20 protein-coding genes and 2 pseudogenes are annotated in these 21,651 nt (G+C 68.3%); 12 read left to right on the top strand and 10 right to left on the bottom strand.

The genetic code is table 11. From position 1 onward, the window contains the following. Positions 1-155 precede the first annotated feature (155 nt). A complete protein-coding gene (locus DI624_RS14735; protein ID WP_291539994.1) occupies positions 156-509 on the top strand; it encodes an endonuclease domain-containing protein in 354 nt (117 codons plus the stop codon). Positions 510-669: 160 nt separating this feature from the next. On the opposite strand, the gene glyS is transcribed toward DI624_RS14735, so the two are convergent. The 6 genes and pseudogenes from glyS to DI624_RS14765 form a co-directional block, all read right to left on the bottom strand. Beyond that, positions 670-2,703 carry a glycine--tRNA ligase subunit beta gene (gene glyS / locus DI624_RS14740; protein WP_291539996.1) on the bottom strand — a complete coding sequence of 678 codons (2,034 nt, stop codon included), beginning with the start codon at positions 2,701-2,703 and terminating at the stop codon, positions 670-672. Then, on the bottom strand, positions 2,703-3,596 hold the full coding sequence (locus DI624_RS14745; protein ID WP_291539998.1) for a glycine--tRNA ligase subunit alpha: 894 nt from the start codon (positions 3,594-3,596) through the stop codon (positions 2,703-2,705). The genes glyS and DI624_RS14745 overlap by 1 nt, the downstream gene beginning before the upstream one ends. A 107-nt stretch (positions 3,597-3,703) precedes the next feature. Continuing rightward, positions 3,704-4,444, bottom strand: coding sequence for a fasciclin domain-containing protein (locus tag DI624_RS14750; protein ID WP_291540000.1), 741 nt, complete (start codon positions 4,442-4,444; stop codon positions 3,704-3,706). Positions 4,445-4,652: 208 nt separating this feature from the next. After that, positions 4,653-5,525 (bottom strand): 4-(cytidine 5'-diphospho)-2-C-methyl-D-erythritol kinase, encoded by an 873-nt coding sequence (locus DI624_RS14755; protein ID WP_291540002.1) that lies wholly within the window; start codon positions 5,523-5,525, stop codon positions 4,653-4,655. Between the two features lie 3 nt (positions 5,526-5,528). Then, on the bottom strand, positions 5,529-7,439 hold the full coding sequence (locus DI624_RS14760; protein WP_291540004.1) for a tetratricopeptide repeat protein: 1,911 nt from the start codon (positions 7,437-7,439) through the stop codon (positions 5,529-5,531). A 194-nt stretch (positions 7,440-7,633) separates the two neighbouring features. Continuing rightward, positions 7,634-9,241: pseudogene (locus DI624_RS14765) on the bottom strand (4Fe-4S dicluster domain-containing protein). A 195-nt stretch (positions 9,242-9,436) separates the two neighbouring features. Between DI624_RS14765 and DI624_RS14770 the strand changes: the two are divergent. Both DI624_RS14770 and DI624_RS14775 read left to right on the top strand, forming a co-directional pair. Beyond that, positions 9,437-10,249 carry a uracil-DNA glycosylase gene (locus tag DI624_RS14770; RefSeq protein WP_291540006.1) on the top strand — a complete coding sequence of 271 codons (813 nt, stop codon included), beginning with the start codon at positions 9,437-9,439 and terminating at the stop codon, positions 10,247-10,249. Between the two features lie 92 nt (positions 10,250-10,341). Continuing rightward, a complete protein-coding gene (locus DI624_RS14775) occupies positions 10,342-12,030 on the top strand; it encodes a lytic transglycosylase domain-containing protein (RefSeq protein ID WP_291540009.1) in 1,689 nt (562 codons plus the stop codon). A gap of 2 nt (positions 12,031-12,032) precedes the next feature. Here the strand turns inward: DI624_RS14775 and DI624_RS14780 are convergent, their stop codons facing one another. Together DI624_RS14780 and DI624_RS14785 are read right to left on the bottom strand one after the other, a co-directional pair. After that, positions 12,033-12,173, bottom strand: a complete 141-nt coding sequence (locus DI624_RS14780; RefSeq protein ID WP_291540011.1) for a hypothetical protein — start codon at positions 12,171-12,173, stop codon at positions 12,033-12,035. A 116-nt stretch (positions 12,174-12,289) separates the two neighbouring features. Further along, the gene (locus DI624_RS14785; protein ID WP_291540012.1) at positions 12,290-12,610 is read right to left on the bottom strand and encodes a multidrug efflux SMR transporter; all 321 of its coding nucleotides are present in this window, start codon (positions 12,608-12,610) and stop codon (positions 12,290-12,292) included. A 163-nt stretch (positions 12,611-12,773) separates the two neighbouring features. On the opposite strand from DI624_RS14785, the gene purB reads away from it, so the two are divergent. From purB to purU, 4 genes are read left to right on the top strand one after another with little or no spacing between them, the layout of a single operon-like run. After that, entirely contained in the window at positions 12,774-14,072 is a 1,299-nt protein-coding gene (gene purB / locus DI624_RS14790; RefSeq protein WP_291540014.1) for an adenylosuccinate lyase, read from the top strand. Positions 14,073-14,075: 3 nt separating this feature from the next. After that, positions 14,076-14,807, top strand: coding sequence for a 2OG-Fe(II) oxygenase family protein (locus DI624_RS14795; protein ID WP_291540016.1), 732 nt, complete (start codon positions 14,076-14,078; stop codon positions 14,805-14,807). After that, a complete protein-coding gene (locus DI624_RS14800; RefSeq protein ID WP_291540018.1) occupies positions 14,804-15,307 on the top strand; it encodes a DNA-deoxyinosine glycosylase in 504 nt (167 codons plus the stop codon). The genes DI624_RS14795 and DI624_RS14800 overlap by 4 nt, the downstream gene beginning before the upstream one ends. Further along, positions 15,304-16,146 carry a formyltetrahydrofolate deformylase gene (gene purU / locus DI624_RS14805; RefSeq protein WP_291540020.1) on the top strand — a complete coding sequence of 281 codons (843 nt, stop codon included), beginning with the start codon at positions 15,304-15,306 and terminating at the stop codon, positions 16,144-16,146. The genes DI624_RS14800 and purU overlap by 4 nt, the downstream gene beginning before the upstream one ends. 246 nt (positions 16,147-16,392) lie before the next feature. Here purU and DI624_RS14810 read toward each other — a convergent pair whose 3' ends face one another. Further along, on the bottom strand, positions 16,393-16,716 hold the full coding sequence (locus DI624_RS14810; RefSeq protein ID WP_291540022.1) for a DUF1476 domain-containing protein: 324 nt from the start codon (positions 16,714-16,716) through the stop codon (positions 16,393-16,395). A gap of 290 nt (positions 16,717-17,006) precedes the next feature. On the opposite strand from DI624_RS14810, the pseudogene DI624_RS14815 reads away from it, so the two are divergent. Together DI624_RS14815 and purS are read left to right on the top strand one after the other, a co-directional pair. Next, positions 17,007-17,653 (top strand): annotated as a pseudogene (locus DI624_RS14815) (phosphoribosylaminoimidazolesuccinocarboxamide synthase). Next, positions 17,653-17,904: a phosphoribosylformylglycinamidine synthase subunit PurS gene (gene purS, locus DI624_RS14820; protein WP_291540024.1), complete on the top strand. Its 252-nt coding sequence runs from the start codon at positions 17,653-17,655 to the stop codon at positions 17,902-17,904. The pseudogene DI624_RS14815 and the gene purS overlap by 1 nt, the downstream one beginning before the upstream one ends. A gap of 25 nt (positions 17,905-17,929) precedes the next feature. On the opposite strand, the gene DI624_RS14825 is transcribed toward purS, so the two are convergent. After that, a complete protein-coding gene (locus tag DI624_RS14825; protein WP_291540026.1) occupies positions 17,930-19,099 on the bottom strand; it encodes a cyclopropane-fatty-acyl-phospholipid synthase family protein in 1,170 nt (389 codons plus the stop codon). A gap of 108 nt (positions 19,100-19,207) precedes the next feature. Between DI624_RS14825 and DI624_RS14830 the strand changes: the two genes are divergently transcribed. From DI624_RS14830 to purQ, 3 genes are all read left to right on the top strand, one after another. Continuing rightward, positions 19,208-19,687, top strand: coding sequence for a YbhB/YbcL family Raf kinase inhibitor-like protein (locus tag DI624_RS14830; RefSeq protein WP_291540028.1), 480 nt, complete (start codon positions 19,208-19,210; stop codon positions 19,685-19,687). Positions 19,688-19,724: 37 nt separating this feature from the next. Beyond that, positions 19,725-20,948, top strand: a complete 1,224-nt coding sequence (locus DI624_RS14835) for an MFS transporter (protein ID WP_291540030.1) — start codon at positions 19,725-19,727, stop codon at positions 20,946-20,948. Positions 20,949-21,039: 91 nt separating this feature from the next. Beyond that, positions 21,040-21,651 (top strand): phosphoribosylformylglycinamidine synthase subunit PurQ (gene purQ, locus DI624_RS14840; RefSeq protein WP_291540033.1); only part of this gene is annotated, 612 nt, incomplete at its 3' end.

The raw sequence follows: 21,651 nt of genomic DNA on the forward strand, positions 1-21,651 counted from the left end.
CAGCATGATCTAGCGCGGGCGATCCGGCTTGGCCATGGCGGACGTAACAATGCGTGAGGGGATGAGCGGTTTCTTGCGCAGGCGCGCGTAACCTTGACGTCATCGTCTCCTCCCCATGAAATGGGGAGGGGGACCGCGAAGCGGTGGAGGGGTTCTTGACGCACGAAGGCTCCGTATCACGCGCCCGCATCCTGCGCCGCGCCCTGACCCCGCCCGAAGCCCGACTGTGGGTCCGCCTGCGCCGCCGCGCGCTCGACGGGCTGAAATTTCGCCGCCAGCATCCGATCGGGGTTTACGTGCTGGACTTCTATTGCGTCAAGGCGATGCTTGCGGTCGAGGTCGATGGCGAAACCCACGCTGGCCGCGGCGACCACGACGCCCGACGCACCCGCTGGCTGGAACGACAAGGTGTCTCCGTTATCCGCATCCCGGCGGAACAGGTGCGGGTGAACCTGGACGCCGTGCTGACCTTCATCGCCTCGACCGCCAGAGACCGAATCCGCAGCTGATCAATTCCGTTTCCTCCCCATTTCATGGGGAGGTGGCTCTTAGCGCAGCGGAGAGACGGAGGGGTTCTTCGCCGCATCACCGGCGCCCGTGGAACTTCAAGAACCCCTCCACCGCTTCGCGGTCCCCCTCCCCACAAGTGGGGAGGAGACGATGCGGCCCCTACCCCGCGATCTGGCCGAAGTCGGCGACCTGGCCCATCACATCCCGCACCTGGCCCAGCAGTTTCAGGCGGTTATCGCGTTCGGCGGGAATGTCGGAGTTGACCATGACCGCCTCGAAGAAGGCGTCCACCGGCGCGCGCAGGGCGGCCAGGGCCGTCATGGCGGCGGCGAAGTTCTCGGTCTCCAGCGCGGTCTCGACGGCCGTGCGGGCCGCGCCGACGGCGAAGGCCAGGGTGGCCTCGGCCTCGGGCTGGTTCGGCAGGCCCGTCTGGACCATGCCGGCCGGCAGGGCCCCCTTCTTCTCCTCGGCGCGCAGGATGTTGGACGCGCGCTTGTAGCCGGCCAGCAGATTGGCCCCGTCGTCCGTGGCCAGGAAGGCGGCCAGCGCCTCGACCCGGCGGACGATGCGGACGAGGTCGTCGTCGCCCAGCGCGAAGACGGCGGCGACGAGGTCGTGGCGCTGGCCCTGATCGCGCAGGAGGACGGTCAGGCGATCAGCGAAGAAGGCGCCTAGTTCAGTTTCAAGGGATAGTTTGTCGAGTTGACGCTCGACCTTGTCCTGTTTCGCAATCGCAGCCGTTGCCGGTGCGAAGGCGTCATTGGTCAGGCTGAGACGGATGTCATTGTTCAGGATCAGACGCAGAATGCCGAGCGCCGCACGGCGCAGGGCGAACGGATCCTTCGACCCCGTGGGCTTTTCGTCGATGGCGAAGAAGCCAACCAGGGTGTCCAGCTTGTCGGCCAGGGCGACGGCGACCGTGACGGGCGCTGTCGGGACCGTGTCGGCGGGGCCTTGGGGTTTGTAGTGGTCGCGCACGGCGTCGGCGATCGCGTCGGAATGGCCGGCGAGACGGGCGTAGTAGCCGCCCATGATCCCCTGCAGTTCCGGGAACTCGCCCACCATGCCGCTGGCCAGATCGGCCTTGGACAGTTTCGCGGCGGTCTCGGCCTGATCGGCGTCGGCGCCGACCAAGGGAGCGATTTCGCGCGCCAGGGCGGCGATCCGCTCGACCCGCTCGGCCAATGTGCCCAGTTTGGCGTGGAAGGTGACGCCGGACAGTTTGGCGTTCCAGGCGTCGAAGCCGACCTTCTGGTCCTCGTCCCAGAAGAAGCCAGCGGCCAGGGCCTTGCCGCCGTCGGTCGCCTCGACATTTGCGACGACCAGGAAGTTGGGCGCCAGCCCCGCCTTCGCCGGGTCGCGGACGGCGAAATATTTCTGGTGCACCTTCATCGACAACTGAATGACTTCCGGCGGCAGGGCCAGGAACTGCGGGTCCATATCGCCCAGGATCGGGGTCGGCCATTCGGCGAGACCCGCCACCTCGTCCAGCAGGCCGTCGTCGTCGACCAGGACCAGGCCCCGCGCGGCGCAGGCGGCCTTGGCCTGTTCCAGGATGCGTAGGCGTCGGTCGGCCGCGTCGATCAGGACGAAATTCTTCTCCAATTGGGCCCGGTAATCTGCGAAATCGCTGACCCGCAAGGGTGCGCCCGAGCCCAGGAAGCGGTGGCCCTCGGTGATGGCGTCCGACGCGATGCCGTCGATCTCGAACGGAACCACCGCCCCGTCGAAGACGCACAGGATGCGCTTGATCGGCCGCACCCAGCGCAAGCTTCCCGTTCCCCAACGCATCGACTTGGGCCAGGGGAAGGCGCGCACGATCTGATCGACCGTCTCGGCGACCAGATCCGCGGTCGCGCGGCCCTTGGACGACAGGACGGCGAACAGGACGCCGTCGCGCTCCACCAACTGCTCGCGGGTCAGGCCGGTCTTCCTCAGGAACCCTTCCAGCGCCTGGGGCGGCGCCGACGCCTTGGGTCCCTTGACCTCTTCCTCGCGGTCCGGCGTGGCGGCCGGCAGGCCGTCGACCACCAACGTCAGGCGACGCGGCCCGGCATAGGTCGTCAGGGCGTCCCACGTCAGGCCGGCGGCCTTCAGCCGTTCGGACGCCATACGCTCCAGGTCGCGCGCGGCGCCCTGCTGCATGCGGGCGGGGATTTCTTCGGAGAAGATTTCGAGGAGGAGTTGGGGCATCAGGCGGTTTTCCGCTCTTGTTCGACGTAAGCGAGGGCGCAGGCTTTGCAGAGTTCGCGGATGCGGCCGATGTAGCTTTGGCGTTCGGCCACGGCGATGGCTCCGCGGGCGTCCATCAGGTTGAACAGGTGGCTGGCCTTCAGCACCTGGTCGTAGGCCGGCAGGACCAGGGGCTGCCCCTGGGGTCCGGTCATGGCCAAGAGGCGCGAGACCTCGGCCACCATGTCCTCGAACCGGCGCTTCAGACCATCAACGTCATAGCCGTGGAAGTTGGCTTCCGACTGCTGGCGCTCGTTCTCCAGGAAAACCTCGCCATAGGTCAGCCCCTCCTTGGTGAACTTCAGATCGTAGACGTTGTCGACGCCCTGCACATACATGGCCAGACGCTCCAGCCCGTAGGTCAGCTCGCCCGACACCACATCCACCTCGATGCCGCCGACGCCCTGGAAATAGGTGAACTGCGTCACCTCCATCCCGTCGCACCAAACCTCCCAGCCCAGGCCCCATGCGCCGACGGTCGGGTTTTCCCAGTCGTCCTCGACGAAGCGGATGTCGTGCAACTTGGGATCGATTCCGATGGCCGCCAGCGATCCCAGATACAGCTCCTGAAGGTTGTCTGGGTTCGGCTTCAGGATGACCTGGTATTGATAATAGTGTTGGAGCCGGTTCGGGTTCTCGCCATAGCGGCCGTCGCCGGGGCGGCGGCTGGGCTGGACGTAGGCGGCCTTCCACGGCTTGGAGCCCAGGGCGCGCAGCACCGTCGCCGGGTGCAGCGTCCCCGCCCCCACCTCGATGTCATAGGGCTGCAGGATGGCGCAGCCCTGATCGCCCCAATAGCGGTGAAGGGTCAGGATCAGGTCCTGGAACGCGAGCGGCTCAGTCGGGGTGGTCAAATCGGGCTCGGGAGGGGCTGCAAAAAAGACGGCGGACCATAGGGCCCGCCGCCTCTCGCTTCAACTCGCCGCCCGCCCATTTGACGCCGGGCGCGGATCGGCCCGTCTTACTGCGGGGTCGGTGCCGTCTCCTCACCGCCGTCCGGGGCCGGATCGACCTGACCGTCGGTGGGATTCTGGACCGGGGGCGAGGCCGTGGTGGTCGTGGCCGCCGCCGGTTCGCCGCCGGGCGCCGTCGCCGGGGCGGCTTCGGCCGGGGCGGCGGCTTCCTCGTCGCCCATGGCGGCCAGGGATTCGGCCGGGTTCAGCACCTTGTCGATGGGGAAGACCGCGCCGTTGGAGGCGTCAAGCTCGGCGCTGACCACGGTCGCGCCATCCGCCTTGATGGCCGAGCCCGTGCCGTCCAGCAGGATTTGGCTGTCGGCGGCCGTCGGCACGCCGCCGCGCTTGCCCTGGATCTGGTCGGGCGTCACATCGGCGGCGATGACGTGATAGAGCAGACGCTGGCGCAGCTCGGCTGCATTGGCCGGGTCCAGCAGGCGGGTGCGGTCCGCCTCGGGCAGGGCGGCGAAGGCCGCGTCCGTCGGGGCGAAGATCGAAATGGCCGGACGGCTGGCCAGGGTGTCGGTCAGCTGGGCGGCGTCCAGCGCAGCCAGCAGAGTGGTGAACTGACCGCTGGATTTCAGCACGTCCACGACGTTCTCGGCGGGGGCGGGCGTCGCCTGGGCCGCGGCGGTCTCGGCCGGGGCTTGCGCGGGCGTCGCGGCGGCGGTGCTTTCCTGAGCCAGGGCGGGGGCGGCCATCAGGGAGACCACGGCGGTCGCGGCAAGCAATTTGGCACGAAGCATGACGGTATCCTTTTTCTGTTTGAGGACCGCCGCAGGGAGACGACGGCCCGTTCCAGTCATCGGAACTGACATTCCCAAGTCGGACACCGACGATCTGGTTCCGATATTTTGAAACAAACCGTAACTCTTGTGATGATCGCGGCGAAACCTCGGCGGATGCTGGGCAGGAGCGCCGAAATCGCCGGCATTCGGCCACAAGAGCAAGGCGTTACTGTACCGCCAGCCGTGTCGATCGGACCCAGGCGGCGGGGTGGGCCGAGGCCAGGGTTCGGGCCGCCGCCTCGGCCGCTTCGTGCGTGGGATAGAGGCCGAAGACGGTCGCCCCCGAACCGGACATCCGCGTCAGGGCGACCTCGGGCGTGGCCGCCACCGCCGCCAGGGCGTCGCCAATGGCGGGCGTCAGGGCCAAGGCCGGCGCCTCCAAATCGTTACGCTGGACCGACAGCCAATCGAGCACGCCGCCGAGGCTCCAGTCGGCAGGCGGCGCCGGACGATCCGCCGCCGCGACGGGGCCGGCGTCATAGGCGCGATAGACGGCGCCGGTGGGCGAGGGAAGGCCGGGATTGAACAGCACGGCCGGCAGGGTCGGCAGACGCGGCTCGTCGGTCAGCCTCTCCCCCCGCCCCTCGGCCCAGGCGGTGTGCATCCACAGGCACATGGGGCCGTCGGCGCCGACCACGCCCGCCGCCGCTTCCAGGTCCGCATCGTCGATGTCGAGCGACAAGACCTCGCGCGCCAGCTTCAGCGCCGCCCCCGCATCGGACGATCCGCCGCCCAGGCCGGCCGCGACGGGAAGCTGCTTGTCCAGCGCCACCCGCAGCCCCGGCTCGCCCGTTCCGGCCGCCTGGCCCAGCCGACGCAGGGCGCGCAGGATGAGATTGCCGTCGCCGCCCGACAGGCCGCCTGCGAAGGGGCCGGCGACGGACAGGGACAACCGGTCCGACGGCTCGGCCGAAACCCTGTCCCCCACGTCGGCGAAGGCGACCAGGCTGGTCAGCGGATGATAGCCGTCGGCGTCCACCGCCCCGACGTGCAGGAACAGGTTGATCTTGGCCGGAGCCAGGGCGGTCAGGGCGGGCATGACCTATTGGGACACGCCCTTGGCGGCCGGAGCCGCCTCCAGCCCGTCGGCGATCTTGCGCTCGACTGCGGCGCGGCGTTCGTCGTCGGGGTCCAGCACCAGGACGCGGTTCCACAGCCAGACGGCCTCGCGCCGGCGGCCCACCTTCCAATAGGCGTCGCCCAGGTGGTCGTTGATCTCGGCGTTGGCCGGCTCCTTGTCGACGGCTTGTTCCAGCGTATCGACGGCGGTTTCGTACTGGCCCTGTTTGAACTGGGCCCACCCCAGCGAATCCTGGATGTTGCCGTTGTCGGGCTCCAGAGCATGGGCGCGGGCGATCATTTCGGCGCCTTCCTGGACGCGCAGGCCCTTGTCCACCCACAGATAGCCCAGATAGTTCAGCATGTCGGGATCGTTGGGCGCCGCCTGCAAGGCGGCCCAAAGCTCCGCCTCGGCTTCGGGCACGCGGCCCAGGGCCTCATAGGCCGCGCCGCGCAGGAAGCGGACGCCGGCCCCCTGATCCGCCGTGTTCAGAATCGGGCCGTCCAGCAAGGCCAAGGCCTCGTCGTGCTTCTTCAGCTGCATCAGTTGGCCAACCAGAACCTGGGCGATGCGAGGGTCGTCGGGCGCGGCGGCGGCGGCGCGGCGCAGTTCGGCCAAGGCTTCTTCGGACTGGCCCTCCTCCTCCAGGCTGACGGCCATCTGGGCGCGCGCGGCGGCGTACAGGGACGGCGTCTCGGTCCCGATCCGCGACAGGGCCGCGCGGGCGGAGCTCTTCAGCCCGGCGCGGGCCAGAACCTGGGCCAGCTGATATTCGGTCTCGTCTTCGGGATACAGGTTCTGGGCGAGGCGCAGATAGACGGCGGCGAACTCGTTGCCTCGCTCGGCCGAGGCCTGGGCGGCGGCCGTGACCAGGGCCTGGGACGCGCCCTCGCGCAGATCGGGCAAGGCGGGGGGCCGCCCTCCCTCCTTCAGCCGTTGCAGCGCGCGGGCCACGCCCGGATCGGCGGGCTGGACCGCCATGGCGGCTTCATACAGGGCGATGGCGTCGTCGCGACGACCGCGCCGTTCCAGAAACTCGCCATAAGGCCGTTTGAACAGGGCGCCGATGCCGGGCGCGTCGGCCGCCGCCTTCAGTTCGGCCTGGGCCTGGGCGTAGTCGCGGCGGCGCTCCAGCAGGGCCGCCCGGTTCATGCGGGCGAAGGCCAGGGTCAGGGGATCGCCCGCCGCAGGCGCGGGCTGAAGCGCGCGGGACCAGTCGCCGGCGGCCGCCGCGATCCAGGGCGAGACCAGAAGCCCCGCGCGGGCGTGCGGCGCGCCGATCGGCTGGGCCGCCAGGGCGGCGTTGGCGGCGCGGGCGTCGCCGTGGGCGTAGTCCTGAACCAGCCGCACCAGCCGTCCGCCCTCCACGAAGGCTGGAGAGGCGGTCGCATCGGTCGGCGCGAGCGCGGCCGCCACGTCCAGATCGCCGGTCAGAAGCGCCGAGGTGAAGGCCTGTTCGCGCACCCGGGGCTGCTCGGGCGTCAGCCGTTCGGCCTGGGCCAGATAGTCCGCGCCGCTGCCCCCCTGCCCCTGCATCAGGGCCAGTTTGCCCGCCAGATACAGGCCATAGGCGCTGCGCCCCTCGGCGTCCGTGGGCACCGGCGACCAAACGGCGGGGATGGGCGGCGTCGCCGGCGTGTCGGTGATGACGATGTGCGGATCGGGCGCGCTCTCCGCGCCGGGCGTCGCTTCGCGCGGCGCCTCCGGGGTCGCCGTCGGCGCCTGACCGGGAATAGGCTGGCCCGGCTCCAGGATCACGGCCGGCGGGTGGGTCTGCGGCGTGGGGGCGGGCGTGGCGGCGGGCGCGGTCTCCTGCGCGAAGGCTTGGGCGGCCACGGCCAGCGCGAGGACGGTCAGGGAAGCGGCGAACAGGCGCGAACGGGAGGCGATCATGCCCCGACCCTTCACGGTTTTCCAGAACGGAGCAAGAGCCATCCCATACTCCGCTCATCCCCGCGCAAGCGGGGGACCCAGCGCCTTGGGCGCACCATCTCTTGTTTCAGTTCACGCCGACGATCCAGGCGGAGACGATGTGAAAGAACTGGGTCCTCGCTTGCGCGGCGATGAGCGGAATTCCTAGGGAAAGATCACATGTTCGGATAGTTCGGGCCGCCGCCGCCCTCGGGCGTGGTCCAGACGATGTTCTGCGACGGGTCCTTGATGTCGCAGGTTTTGCAGTGGACGCAGTTCTGGGCGTTGATGACGAAGCGCGGATCGGCCTAAAGCCGGGCCGGTTCGCCATATTGGGGCAGGTTGACCCGGATCGGGATCGACGGGTCCAGCAGCTTCAGATGGGCGGGCTGGTCCTCGGCGTGGTTGGTGTTGGAGATGAAGACCGACGACAGCTTGTCGAACGACAGCTTGCCGTCCGGCTTTGGATACGCGATCGGCTGGTGGTTCGCCGCCGGCTCGGTCGAGGCGGCGTCGGTCTTGCCGTGCTTCAGCGTCGGGATCGGGGACCAGCCGCCCAGCAGGGTGCGGCACCACATGTCGAACATGCCGAACACCCCGCCCAGGGTCGTGCCGAACTTGGACAGCAGGGGCTTGGCGTTCCTGACGACCGACAGCTCCTTGTAGACCCAGCTCTTTTCGAACGCCGTCTGATATTCGACCAGTTCGTCGCCGCCGCGCCCGGCCTGCACCGCCTCATAGGCGGCGTCGGCGGCCAGCATGCCGGTCTTCATCGCATTATGGCTGCCCTTGATGCGGGGCACGTTCACGAAACCGGCCGAACAGCCGATCAGGACGCCGCCGGGGAAGCTGAGCTTCGGAATGGACTGCAGCCCGCCCTCGGTGATGGCCCGCGCGCCGTAGGAAATGCGCGTCCCGCCCTCCAGATGTTTGGCGATCTCCGGGTGATGCTTGAACCGCTGGAACTCGTCGAAGGGCGACAGGAAGGGATTCTTGTAGTTCAGGTGGACGACGTATCCGACGGCCACGTAGCGGTCGCCGAAGTGATACAGGAAGCTGCCGCCGCCGGTGTATTCGTCCAGCGGCCAGCCGGTCGTGTGCTGGGCCAGGCCGGGCTGGTGCTTGTCGGCCGGCACCTGCCATAGCTCCTTCAGGCCGATGCCGTATTTCTGGGGCGACTTGCCGTCCTGAAGCTTGTGGCGGGCGATGATGGTCTTGGCCAGGGAGCCGCGTACGCCCTCGGCGATGAAGACGTATTTGCCGTGCAGTTCGATGCCGGGCTGGAAGTCGCCGGTCGGCTTGCCTTCGCGGTCGATGCCGAAGACGCCGGCGACGACGCCCTTCACCCGGCCTGTCTCCTCTTCCCAGACTACATGGCTGGCGGCCATGCCGGGATAGACCTCGACGCCCAGGGCCTCGGCCTGTTCGCCCAGCCAGCGCGTGACGTTGCCCAGCGAGGCGATGTAGCAGCCGTGATTGTGCATGAAGGGCGGCAGCAGCGGCATGGGCAGCGACGCCGACCCCTGCGGCCCCAGCAGCAGGAACCTGTCCTTGGTCACGGGCGTCTCCAGCGGCGCGCCGCGTTCCTTCCAGTCGGGGAACAGTTCGTTCAGCGCCTTTGGGTCGATCACGGCGCCCGACAGGATATGGCCGCCGACCTCGGCCGCCTTTTCCAGGACGGCGACGCTGATGTCCTTGCCGTCCTTTTCGGCGCGTTGCTTCAGTCGGATGGCGGCCGACAGGCCGGCGGGGCCGCCGCCGACGATCACGACGTCGTACTCCATTACCTCGCGCTCGACGCCCTCCAGCGCCTCGAGCGGCGGCAGATTGTCGATGATGGCTTCCTGACGGGCGTTTTCCGCGCCGCCTTCGATGGCGTCTTCGGCCATGGTTTCCCCTGAATCCCGGTTATCTGTGTGGTTATGCCGCTTATCGGAAGGTGACGCGGGGGCGGTCAAGGCTTATCGGTGGCCCGAGACATGAACGCGCAACCCCACGACATCGCTGCAGTCGAAAGCCTGCTCGCCTTCTGGCGGGATGCGGGGGTGGACGCCTGCTATGGCGATGCGCCGGTCGACCATACCCATGTGGCCCCGCCGCCGGCGCTGAAGGCGGTGCAGCGCGCGACCGCCTCGGTGGCTCCGCCGCTGGCCGGGCATGCAGCCGAGGATGCGGTGGCGGAGGCGCGCCGGCTGGCCGCCGGCGCCGCGACGCTTCAGGACCTGGCCGCCGCCGTCGCGGCCTTTGAGGGCTGTCCCCTGCGCGGCATGGGCGCGACCCAGTCGGTGTTCGGCCGCGGCAATCCCAACGCCGCAGTGATGGTGATCGGCGAAGGTCCCGGCGCCGAAGAGGACCGGATCGGCCAGCCCTTCGTCGGCAAGGCCGGCCAGTTGCTGGACCGGATGCTGGCGGCGGCGGGTCTTACCGATAGGGTCTTCATCATCAACACCGTCTTCTGGCGCCCGCCCGGCAACCGCACCCCCACGCCCCAGGAACAGGCGGTCTGCGCGCCCTTCGTGGAACGCGCCTTCGCCCTGCTTAAGCCCCGGGCCGTGCTGTTGCTGGGCGCCGCCGCTTCCAAGAGCGTGCTGCAGGCCGAGGAGGGGATCATGAGGTTGAGAGGCCGCTGGGGGGAGTGGAGACTGGCCGAAGGCGGCGTTTCGGCTCCGGTCATGCCGACCCTGCACCCGGCGTTTTTGCTGCGCCAGCCCCAGGCCAAGCGCCAGGTCTGGGCCGATTTGCTGTCCCTTGCTGTTCGCCTTGAAACGGACTCGGTTGAAGAACAAGGCTAACGGCGGCATTGTGATGCTGACGACCATCGCCATACACGCGCCGCCTTTGTCCATATGACTGGCGGCCGTCGCCAACGAGGGGGCCGCCGCCTATGCACCTGTTCCGCCGCGCGTTCCTCGCGCCGACGCTGACCGTCGCCGTCTGCGCCCTGTCTTGCGCAGCCTTGGCCGAGACGCCCTACGCCGGTTCAACGGCCGACATGAACGCCGGTTCCACCCGCCCCGTGGCCCTGAGCTCCGCCGACCGGATTTCCTACACCACCGCCTTCGACGCCCTGCGGCGCGGCGACATCGAGGCCGCCCGCGCCTCGGCCCGCCAGGCCCAGGATCGGGTGTTGCTGGGCCAGGTCGAGTTCGAGAGCCTGTTCCATCCCGACCACGTCGCCACCTATGAAGAACTGACGGCCTGGCTGGAAACCTATTCCGACCTGCCGTGCGCCGACCGGGTCTATACGCTGGCGCTGCGTCGCCGCCCGGACGGCGCGCCAGAGCCGGCGCGACCCGGCGGCCTGATCGGCCGCACCTGGAACAGCGTCGTCGACGCCGTCTCGGGCGGATCGACCGAAGATCCGATGAAGGCGGCGCGCGTCGCCTACAACAACGACGACCTGACCGGCGCCTCGGCCATCGGGCGCCAGATCGGCGACTGGTGGACCGTCGGCCTGGCGGAGTGGCGACTGGGCCAGTTCCACGAATCCTTCGCCGCCTTCGAGCGGGTGGCCAACGATCCGACCGAAGACCCCTGGGTGCGCGCCGGCGCCGCCTATTGGACCGCGCGGGCGGCCTCGCAGTCCGGCCGCCAGGACCGGGTCGACGAATATCTGCACCTGGCCGGGCAGTGGCCCGCCACCTTCTACGGCCAGATCGCCCTGCGTCAGTTGGGCGAGGAACCGGCGATCGAAAACATGGGGCCGCGCCCCTACGAGGCCGAGCCGCGTCTGCGCCGCGCCGCCTATGCGCCCCAGAGCGCCAGCGTCGAACCGACCGCGCTCGAAGCCTTCGTCCAGGCCGATCCGCGGGCCAGACGCACCGTCGCCTTCTACGAGGTCGGACGCCGCGCCGACGCCGAGACCGAACTGCGTTCCAACCTGCGCACCGCCGTCGGCGACGCCGCCAGGATGTGGACCGCCCTGGCCCGCGCCATCATGCCGGTCAACACCGCCGCCGAGGCCAGCCGCATCGACGCGACCCGCTATCCGACGCCGGATCTGACGCCCGAGGGCGGCTTCGTCATCGAAAAGGCCCTGGTCTATGCGCTGGCCCGCAAGGAAACCGACTTCAACCCGACGGCCCGCTCCAGCGTCGGCGCCTATGGGCTTATGCAGGTGATGCCGACGACGGCGGCGGAACTGAGCGGCGACCGCAGCTTCGTCAGCAATCCGACCCGCCTGTTCGACCCGGCGGTGAACCTCCGTCTGGGCCAGGCCTATATCAGCCGGATGCTGGCCCTGCCCGCCTTCCAGGGCGATCTGCTGCGTGCGGTGGCCTCCTACAACGCCGGGCCGGGGCCGATGCTGGCGGCGGTCAGAAAGCTGGGGCCGGACGCCGATCCGCTGCTGCTGATCGAGACGATCGACGTTCCCCAGGCGCGCGACTATGTCGAAAAGGTCGTGGCCAGCTACTGGATTTATCAGCGGATGTTCGGCGGCCCGTTGAAGACGCTGGACGCTCTGGCGTCCGGGGCCAAGGCCGCGCCCATCGCCCTGGATTACGTCGCCCCGCCGCCCCAGCCCGAGCCGGTCCTGATCGCCCAGGCCGGCGCGCTGGGCGGCGGCCAGTAGCTTCAGAAGATCGCGACCAGCAGGCTGGCCCAGAAGGCCGTCCCGATCAGCGCCGCCAGACCATAGCCAACGACCGGATGCAGACCGCGCGGCGCGGCGGCTTTCGTCGGAGCTTGGATCGTCGGCGCGGCCGGGTGCGTCATCTGCCTTGGGTCCGAATGGAGGAAGCTGTACCGATCTAACGGCGTGCGCTTAACGCGGCGTCTGCCGAGAAGGTTCTCGGGCCGTTAAGATTTTCGTCCTGGGTCCGCAAAAGCGATCAGTGGCTGGACGCCAGTTTGAGCACGATTAGGCCCGAGGCCACCAGGGTAACGCCCGCGATCCTCAGCAGCGTCAGCGGCTCGCCCAGAAAGACCGCCCCGACCGCGAAGGCGCCCACAGCCCCGATGCCGGTCCAGATGGCGTAGGCCGTGCCCAGCGGCAGGGTTTTCATCGCCATCGACAGCAGGCCGAACGAGCCGATCATGAAGACGATCATGCCGAACGTCGGCCACGGTCGCGTGAACCCGGCCGAGGCCTTCATCAGAAAGGCCCAGACCACTTCGAGCAGGCCGGCGAAAAGAAGGAACACCCAGGCCATGACATCTCTCCCTGCATGGCGCCGGGTCGTCCCGGCGTTGATCCCATGTGGGGGAGGTCGTCCTCCTGAAAGCGCGCCTAATCTGGGACAGGGGCGGGCGAAGTCAAGTCCGGCGCCCGGCGAACCTTGACTCCGGGGTCCGGCCGACCGACACGACCCGCCCATGATCACGCGCTATTCCCGCCCCGTCGCCGCCGCCCTTTGGTCGCAAGAGACCAAGTACAGGATCTGGTTCGAGATCGAGGCCCACGCCGCGACCAAGATGGCCGAACTGGGCGTGATCCCCAGGGATGCGGCCGACGCCATCTGGGCCAAGGGCGAGAACGCGACCTTCGACGCCGACCGGATCGACGAAATCGAACGCACCACCAAACACGACGTCATCGCCTTCCTGACCCATGTGGCGGAAATCGTCGGCGAGGAAGCCCGCTTCCTGCACCAGGGCATGACCTCGTCGGACGTGCTGGATACCTGTTTCGCGGTTCAGCTGGCCCGGTCGTCGGACCTGCTGATCGAGGGCGTGGATCGGGTTCTGGCCGCGCTGGAGACCCGCGCCAAGGAGCATAAATACACCCCGACCGTGGGCCGTTCGCACGGCATCCACGCCGAGCCCGTCACCTTCGGCCTGAAGCTGGCCGGCTATCACGCCGAGTTCCAGCGCGCCAAGCGCCGTCTGATCACCGCCAGGGAAGAGATCGCCACCTGCGCCATCTCCGGCGCCGTCGGCACCTTCGCCAACGTCGATCCGGCGGTCGAAGCCTATGTGGCCGAAAAGATGGGCCTGCAGGTCGAGCCGGTCTCGACCCAGGTCATCCCGCGCGACCGCCACGCCGCCTTCTTCGCCGCCCTGGGCGTCGTCGCATCGTCGGTCGAGCGCCTGGCCGTCGAAATCCGCCATCTGCAGCGCACCGAGGTCCTCGAAGCCGAGGAGTTCTTCGACAAGGGCCAGAAGGGCTCGTCGGCCATGCCGCACAAGCGCAACCCCATCCTGACCGAGAACCTGACCGGCCTGGCCCGTCTGGTCCGTTCGGCCGTGACCCCGGCGATGGAGAACGTCGCCCTGTGGCACGAGCGGGACATCAGCCACTCGTCGGTCGAGCGCGGCATCGGCCCGGACGCCACCATCCACCTCGATTTCGCCCTGCATCGTCTGGCCAATGTGGTCGAGCGGCTGAACGTCTACCCTGAGAACATGCAGAAGAACATCGACCGCCTGGGCGGCCTGGTGCATTCGCAGCGGGTCATGCTGGCCCTGACCCAGGCGGGCGTCTCGCGCGAGGACGCCTATGCCGCGGTTCAGGAGAACGCCATGAAGGTCTGGCGCGGCGAAGGCGCCTTCCTGGACTTCCTCAAGGCCGACGCCCGCGTCGCCCTGCCCGACGACCAGTTGGAGGCCCTGTTCGACCTGGGCTACCACACCAAGAACGTGGACGTGGTGTTCAAGCGGGTGTTCGGAGACTAACCCATGAGCCAGCGCACGATCCGGCTGAATCCCCGGCTCGATCCGCGCGACTATGCGCAGGCCTATGCGCGCAACGGCATGGTCCAGGTGCCCGATCTGCTGGACGCCGCCAGCGCCGAATGGCTAGAACTGGCCCTCGAACACGACACCCGCTGGCATCTGTCGCTGAAGACGCCCGATGGCGGCAAGCTGTTCTCGCCTCAAGAAATGCAGGCGATGGGTCGCGACGCGCTCGGCGCCCGTATCCAGAACGCCGTTGCGGAGGCCCGCGACGGCTTTTCCTTCGTCTATCTGGCCTATCCGATCATCACCGCCCTGCTGACGGGCGAGGACGAAGGCCACGCCACCCACGCGCTGGTCCAGTTCTTCAACGACATCCCCTTCACCACCTTCGCCAAGGCGGTGACGGGCGAAACCAGCGTCACCAAGATCGACGCCCAGGCCACCTGGTTCCGGCCCGGCGACTTCCTGACCCAGCACGACGACACGGGCGTGGGCGAACGCCGCGCCGCCTATACGCTGGGCCTGTCGCGCGACTGGCGGCCCGACTGGGGCGGCCAACTGATGTTCCATGACGCGCACGGCGACATCGAACGCGGCTTCAGGCCCGGCTTTAACGTCTGGACCGTGTTCAAGACGCCGCGCCTGCATTCGGTCGCCTCGGTCGCCGCCTACGCCGGGGGCCGTCGCCGCTCCATCACCGGCTGGCTGCGCGACGACCCGCCGGCCAAGTGAAGACCGCCTTCGCGCCCGTCTTCGATGCGGCCACCCGCCTGCTGATTCTCGGCAGCCTGCCCGGCGATGCGTCGTTGAAGGCGGCGCAGTATTACGCTCATCCGCGCAACGCCTTCTGGCCGCTGGTCGGCGGCGTGCTGGGCGAAGACCTGCCCACCCTGCCTTACGCGCGGCGGCTCGAGCGGCTGAAGGCGCGCGGCGTCGGCCTGTGGGACGTGATCGCCTCGGCCGAGCGGTCCGGCAGCCTGGACGCGGCGATCCGATCCCCCGAGGCGGCGGACCTGCGCGGGCTGGTCGAGCGGCTGCCGGCCCTGCGGGCCGTCGCCTTCAACGGCGGGCTGGCGGCGAAGCTGGGGCGGCGCATCCTGGCGGATATCGCCGGCGTCGAACTGATGACCCTGCCGTCCTCCAGCCCGGCCCATGCCATAACCCTGTCGGCAAAGGCGGAAAGCTGGGCCATATTGGCGAAACACCTGCCCGACCAGCCGGCCGACCGATGATCCTGACCCTTTCCTGCCCAGACCGCCCCGGCATCGTCGCGGCCGTTTCCGCCTTCCTGCTGGAACGCGGCGCCAATATTTCCGACGCCCAGCAGTTCGGCGACGCCTCCAGCGCCACCTTCTTCATGCGCGTGGTGTTTGAACCCGCCGCAGGCGACGTGGAGGACGCGATCCGCCGCGCCTTCGCGCCCGTGGCCGAACGGTTCGCCATGGAATGGACGATGCGAGGCCCGACGCCGCGCAAGGTGATGATCCTGACGTCCAGGTTCGACCACTGTCTGGCGGACCTGCTGTATCGCTGGCGCATCGACGAGCTGCCGATGCAGGTGACGGCCGTCGTGTCGAACCATCCGCGCGAGATGATCGGCCACGTCGACCTGGGCGACCTGCCCTTCCACCACTTGCCCGTCAGCGCCGCCGACAAGCCGGCGCAGGAGGCGCAGCTGCTGCGCCTGATCGAGGAGACGCAGACGGAACTGGTCGTCCTGGCCCGCTACATGCAAATTCTGTCAGACGACCTCAGCCGCAGGCTGGCGGGACGTTGCATAAACATCCACCATTCCTTCCTGCCGGGCTTCAAGGGCGCGCGGCCCTATCATCAGGCCCATGCGCGCGGCGTGAAGGTGATCGGCGCCACGGCCCACTACGTCACGCCAGACCTGGACGAAGGCCCGATCATCGAACAGGACGTGGAGCGGATCAGCCATCGCGACACGCCCGACGATCTGATCCGCAAGGGCCGCGACATCGAACGCCGCGTGCTGGCCCGCGCCGTTCGTCGGCATCTGGAGGATCGCGTCCTGTTGCATGGCGCGAAGACGGTCGTGTTCGAGGACTGACTTCGCCGGTCGGCGCGGCGTCTTGGCGAAGGCCTCTCGGACACGCCGTCGGGCGCGCTGCAAAAATAATCGGTTTTCGGGCGGAACGGCCTGAAACCAAATTCCGCCGCCCGTGTTCTTCAAGGGCGCGAGACGCACAGTAAGCCGGGTGAGACATCCCCCAACGTCCCCGGCGAAAAGAAAGGGCCGCACTTTCCCCCGGGTGCGGCCCTTTCGAATTTCAGCATCGGCCCGAAGGCGCGCCCTCTATTCGCCGGCGCGAATCCCTTCGCGGGCGATCGAAGCCAGTTCGTCGATCTTGGAGCGGATCTCGCCTTCCGACACCGACAGACCCGAGGCCTTGAAGTCGCCGGCGACCTTGCGGAACACATCCTCGTCGCCCGGCTGTTCGAAGTCGGCGCGCACGACGGCGGCGGCGTATTGATCGGCGCTCTCGGCCGACAGGCCCATCTTTTCGGCCGCCCAAAGGCCCAGCATCCGGTTGCGCCGGGCGATGGCCTTGAACTCCTGCTCCTGATCGAGGGCGTATTTGGCCTCGTAGCCCTTTTCCCGATCGTCGAAGGTCGTCATTTCGCTCAGCATAGCTCCGTACGCCCCGCTAACGTCGGGGCAGGGGCCGTCTATAGCCCGCCCGTCCATGAACGCAACCTGACTCCGGTCCGAAGGGGCGCCCGTCGCCCGCCCTCGCGCCCATCCGCCATCCTCATTTGTATCCCGGGCCGCCTTCGGCTAAGGAGACGCCGAACGAGATTGACTGCCCGAACGATTCCAAAACGCGCCGCCAGGACCGGGTCTTGCCCTTCCACTCATGGCCGCGCGATTTTTGTTTCTGGAGGGCGCCCGTAAGCCGGGACCGGACCATGAACAGCAAGCGCAAGAAAATCTACGAGGGCAAGGCCAAGATCCTTTACGAAGGACCGGAGCCCGGCACGCTGATCCAGTATTTCAAGGACGACGCCACCGCCTTCAACGCCCAGAAGAAGGCGGTGCTGGAAGGCAAGGGCGTGGTCAACAATCAGATCAGCGAATTCATCATGTCGCGCCTGAACGGCATCGGCGTGACCAACCACTTCATCAAGCGCCTGAACCTGCGCGAGCAGCTGATCCGCGAAGTCCGGCTCGATGAGCCAGCGCCTGGGCATCGAGGAAGGCACGCCCCTGCCCCGCTCGATCATCGAATTCTACTACAAGAAGGACGAGTTGAACGACCCGATGGTCACGGAAGAGCATATCACCGCCTTCAACTGGGCCTCGACCCAGGAGCTGGACGATCGACTTCAAGATCGAGTTCGGCCGCATCTGGGAGAACGATTTCAGCCGCGTCCTGCTGGCCGACGAGATCAGCCCCGACAGCTGCCGCCTCTGGGACGCGTCGACCGGCGAGAAGCTGGACAAGGACCGCTTCCGCCGCGACCTGGGCAATGTCATCGAAAGCTATACCGAGGTCGCGCGTCGCCTGGGCATCATGAAGGGCATGCCCACCGTGATCCAGGGGGGGCTGCACTGATGGCCCCCACCGCTTCAAGCAAGGTCAAGGTGCACGTCTTCCTCAAGCCCGGCGTCCTGGACGTCCAGGGCAAGGCCGTCGAAGGCGCCCTGCAGGGCCTGGGCTGGCCCGGCGTGTCCAACGCCCGTGTCGGCAAGCTGATCGAATTCGACCTGGCCGGCGTCGAAGACCCGCAAGCCGAAGCCAGGAAGATGTGCGAGCAACTGCTCGCCAACACGGTGATCGAAGGCTACCGCATCGAGGCCGCCTAGCCGTCGGGCCAGGCAGCCGCTTGCGTCAGCGTCCGGCGTACAGATAATCCCGCGACAGAGGGACCGCGTCCGGCGCCTTGGCGAGCTGAAGCTGGAAGACCATGTGGCCCAGTTCGCGGAAGGCCACCTCGCTGGCGGCCAGATAGAACTCCCACATCCGGCAGAACCGCTCGTCATATAGGGCCAGGGCCTCGTCCCGCCGCGCCAGAAACCGCTCGCGCCAATGCCGCAGCGTTTCGGCGTAATGCAGGCGCAGCACCTCCATGTCCGTGACCCACAGGCCCGCCCGCTCGATGGCCGGCAGCACCTCCGACAGGGATGGAATATAGCCGCCCGGGAAGATGTATTTCCTCACCCAGGGCTGGGTGCGGCTAGGCGGACCCTTGCGGCCGATCGAGTGGATCACCGCCACGCCGTCATCGCTCAGCAGCCGCGCCACCGTATCGAAATATTCCTGGTAGTTGGGCTGGCCGACGTGTTCGAACATGCCGACCGAAACGATGCGGTCAAACGGTTCCCGCAGGCCGCGATAGTCCTGAAGCCGGAACGCGGCCCGGTCCGCCAGCCCCCGCGCGACCGCCCGTTCGTTCGCTGTCCGATGCTGTTCCGTCGACAGGGTGACGCCCGTGACCGTCGCGCCCCGTTCGGCCATCGACAGGCCCAGCCCACCCCAGCCGCAGCCGATGTCCAGCGCCGACCGCCCCGGCGACAGAAGCAGCTTGTCGATCAGGCGGCGCTTCTTGGCCGCCTGGGCCTCTTCCAGGCTGGCGTCCGGCCGCTCGAAGAAGGCGCACGAATACTGAAGATCCTCGTCAAGGAACAGTCGATAGAAATCCACCGTCAGATCGTAATGATGATGGACGTTCGAGCGCGCGTGGGCGCGGTCGTTGGCCTGCTCCCACGCCCGGCGGATGCGCCAGCCGGGCTTCAGGGGGCGGCGCGTCCGGGCCAGTTCGGACGCCGTCAGTTCCAGGAAGTCGTAGATGGTCCCGTCCTCGACCCGGAACGTGCCGTCCATGAACGCCTCGCCCAGCCTGAGTTCCGGGTTCAGGGCGATGGCCATCGCCGTCTTCATGTCTTCGACGACGACGGTCAGTTCGGGCGCGCCCGGTCCGCCGCGGATCGTCCTGCCGCCCGGCAATCGCACGGCGATAGACCGGGTTCGGAACGTTCTGGCGATGAGGGATTGCAGCATCCGCCCCTCCATGGCTTGACCATACTCCAAGCTAGTGAATGATCGCTGCGACGCAACAGGCGCGGGGCCGCGCCGTTAGATCATCGCCTCACGAAAAGGAGAGATCGCATGACCTTCACCCTGACCTCCACCGACATCGAGGACGGCGGCGTGCTGCCGGACGCCCAGGTCCACGCCAAGGGCGACGTCTCGCCCCAGCTGGCCTGGTCCGGCGCGCCGGAGGGTACTAAAAGCTACGCCGTCACCTGCTACGATCCCGACGCCCCGACCGGTTCGGGCTTCTGGCACTGGACCGTGGCCAATATTCCCGCTGACGTGACCGAACTGCCCACCGGTGCCGGCTCGCCGGGCGGCGCTCTGCCGCACGGCGCGGTGCAGGGTCGCACCGATTATGGCCAGGCCCTATTCGGCGGCGCCGCCCCGCCGCCCGGCCATGGGCCGCACCGCTACATCTTCACCGTCTTCGCCGTGGACGTGGACAGGCTGGACGTCACGGCCGACGATTCCGGCGCGGTGTTCGGCTTCAACCTCCATTTCCACACCCTGGCCAAGGCGTCGATCACCGCGACCTACGAAAACCGGGGCTGATCGCCCATCCGCCCTTGTGAGGTCGCGAAGCGCCCCTATGTTGCGCCGCAACATGACCGACGCCACGCTCGACACCGCTCCGCACACGCATTCCCCAGGAGCGGTCGCCCTGGTCCTTCTGGCGCTGGCGACGGGCGGCTTCGCCATCGGCGTGACCGAGTTCGCGGCGATGAGCATCCTGCCCGACTTCGCCGCGGGCCTCGGCGTCGACGCGCCGACCGCCGGCCATGTCATCAGCGCCTACGCGGCCGGGGTCGTGGTCGGGGCGCCGATCCTGGCGGTGCTGGGCGCCCGGCTGCCGCGCTGGCTGCTGCTGATCGGCTTCATGGCCCTGTTCGCCGTCGGCAACGTCCTCAGCGCTCTGGCGCCCACCTATGGTTGGATGCTGGTGTTCCGATTCCTCAGCGGCCTGCCCCACGGCGCCTATTTCGGCGTGGCGGCGCTGGTGGCGGCTTCCGTCGTCCCGCTGCATTTCCGCACCCGCGCCGTCTCAACGATCCTCATGGGGCTGACGGTCGGCACGGTGCTGGGCGTGCCGGCGGTCAACATCATCAGCCACGCCTACGGCTGGCGCTGGACCTTCGCCATCGTCGGGCTGCTGGCTGTCATCACCATGGCGCTGGTCGCCCTGTTCGCCCCGCGCGACCCCGCGCATTCCGACGCCAGCCCCTTGCGTGAGCTGGGCGCCCTTAAGCGGCCCCAGGTCTGGCTGACCCTGGGCGTGGGAGCCGTCGGCTTCGGCGGAATGTTCGCGGTCTACGCCTATCTGGCCTCGACGCTGCGGGCCGTGACGGGCGCGAACGCGGATGTCATGCCCTGGGTCTTCGCCGTCTTCGGCGTGGGGATGTTCCTGGGCAATCTCCTGGGGGCCTGGGCCGCCGACCGCGTGGGGTTCAAGGCGGCGGGCGGCCTGCTGCTGTGGAGCGCGGCCGCCCTGACCCTCTATCCGATCGCCGCGCCCCATCTATGGTCCGTGCTGATCGTGGTCTTCCTGATCGGCGGCGGCGGCGGCCTGGGCTCGATCCTGCAGACGCGGCTGATGGACGTGGCCGGCGACGCCCAGACCCTGGCCGCTGCTCTGAACCACTCGGCCTTCAACACAGCCAACGCCATCGGCCCCCTGCTGGGCGGCATGGCCATTGCGGCGGGCTATGGCTGGACCTCGACCGCCTGGGTCGGCGTTGGACTGTCGCTGGGCGGGTTCGCGATCTTCCTGGTCGCCTGGCTGACGGGGCGGCGACCCGCGACGGCCTCGACCTGAGCCTTTCGCCAGGCCCTATGCACGGAGGCGTCTGGGCGTTCGCGACGCCGCGGACTGACATTTGCCGAAAACGGTGCTAGAGGCCCGCGCCATGAGCGCAGCCGTCATCGTCTTCCCCGGTTCCAACTGCGATCGCGACTGCAAGGTCGCCGTCGAACGCTCCACCGGCGAGCCGGTCAGCATGGTCTGGCACGCCGAGACGGAACTGCCGTCCGGCCTGGATCTGATCGTCATTCCCGGCGGCTTTTCCTATGGCGACTATCTGCGCTGCGGGGCCATGGCGGCGCAGTCGCCGGTGATGCAGGCGGTCAGGAAGGCCGCCGATGACGGCGTCGCCGTGGTCGGCATCTGCAACGGCTTCCAGATCCTGTGCGAGGCGGGGATGCTGCCTGGCGCCCTTCTGCGCAACCAGGGTTTGAAATACGTCTGCAAGCCCATCGCCCTGACCGTGGCCAACGGCCAGACCCGCTTCACCGCCGGCTATCAGGGCCAGCGCGAGGTGACGATGACCCAGGGCAACGGCGACGGAAACTTCTTCGCCGACGCCGAGACCCTGGCCCGGATCGAGGGCGAGGGCCAAGTCGTCTTCCGCTACGTCGACAATCCCAACGGCTCGGTCAACGCCATCGCCGGCATCCAGAACGCGCGCGGCAACGTCCTGGGCATGATGCCCCACCCCGACCGCGCCTTCGAGGCCGAACTG

This window comes from Brevundimonas sp. (assembly GCF_003248455.1).
Classification (GTDB): domain Bacteria; phylum Pseudomonadota; class Alphaproteobacteria; order Caulobacterales; family Caulobacteraceae; genus Brevundimonas.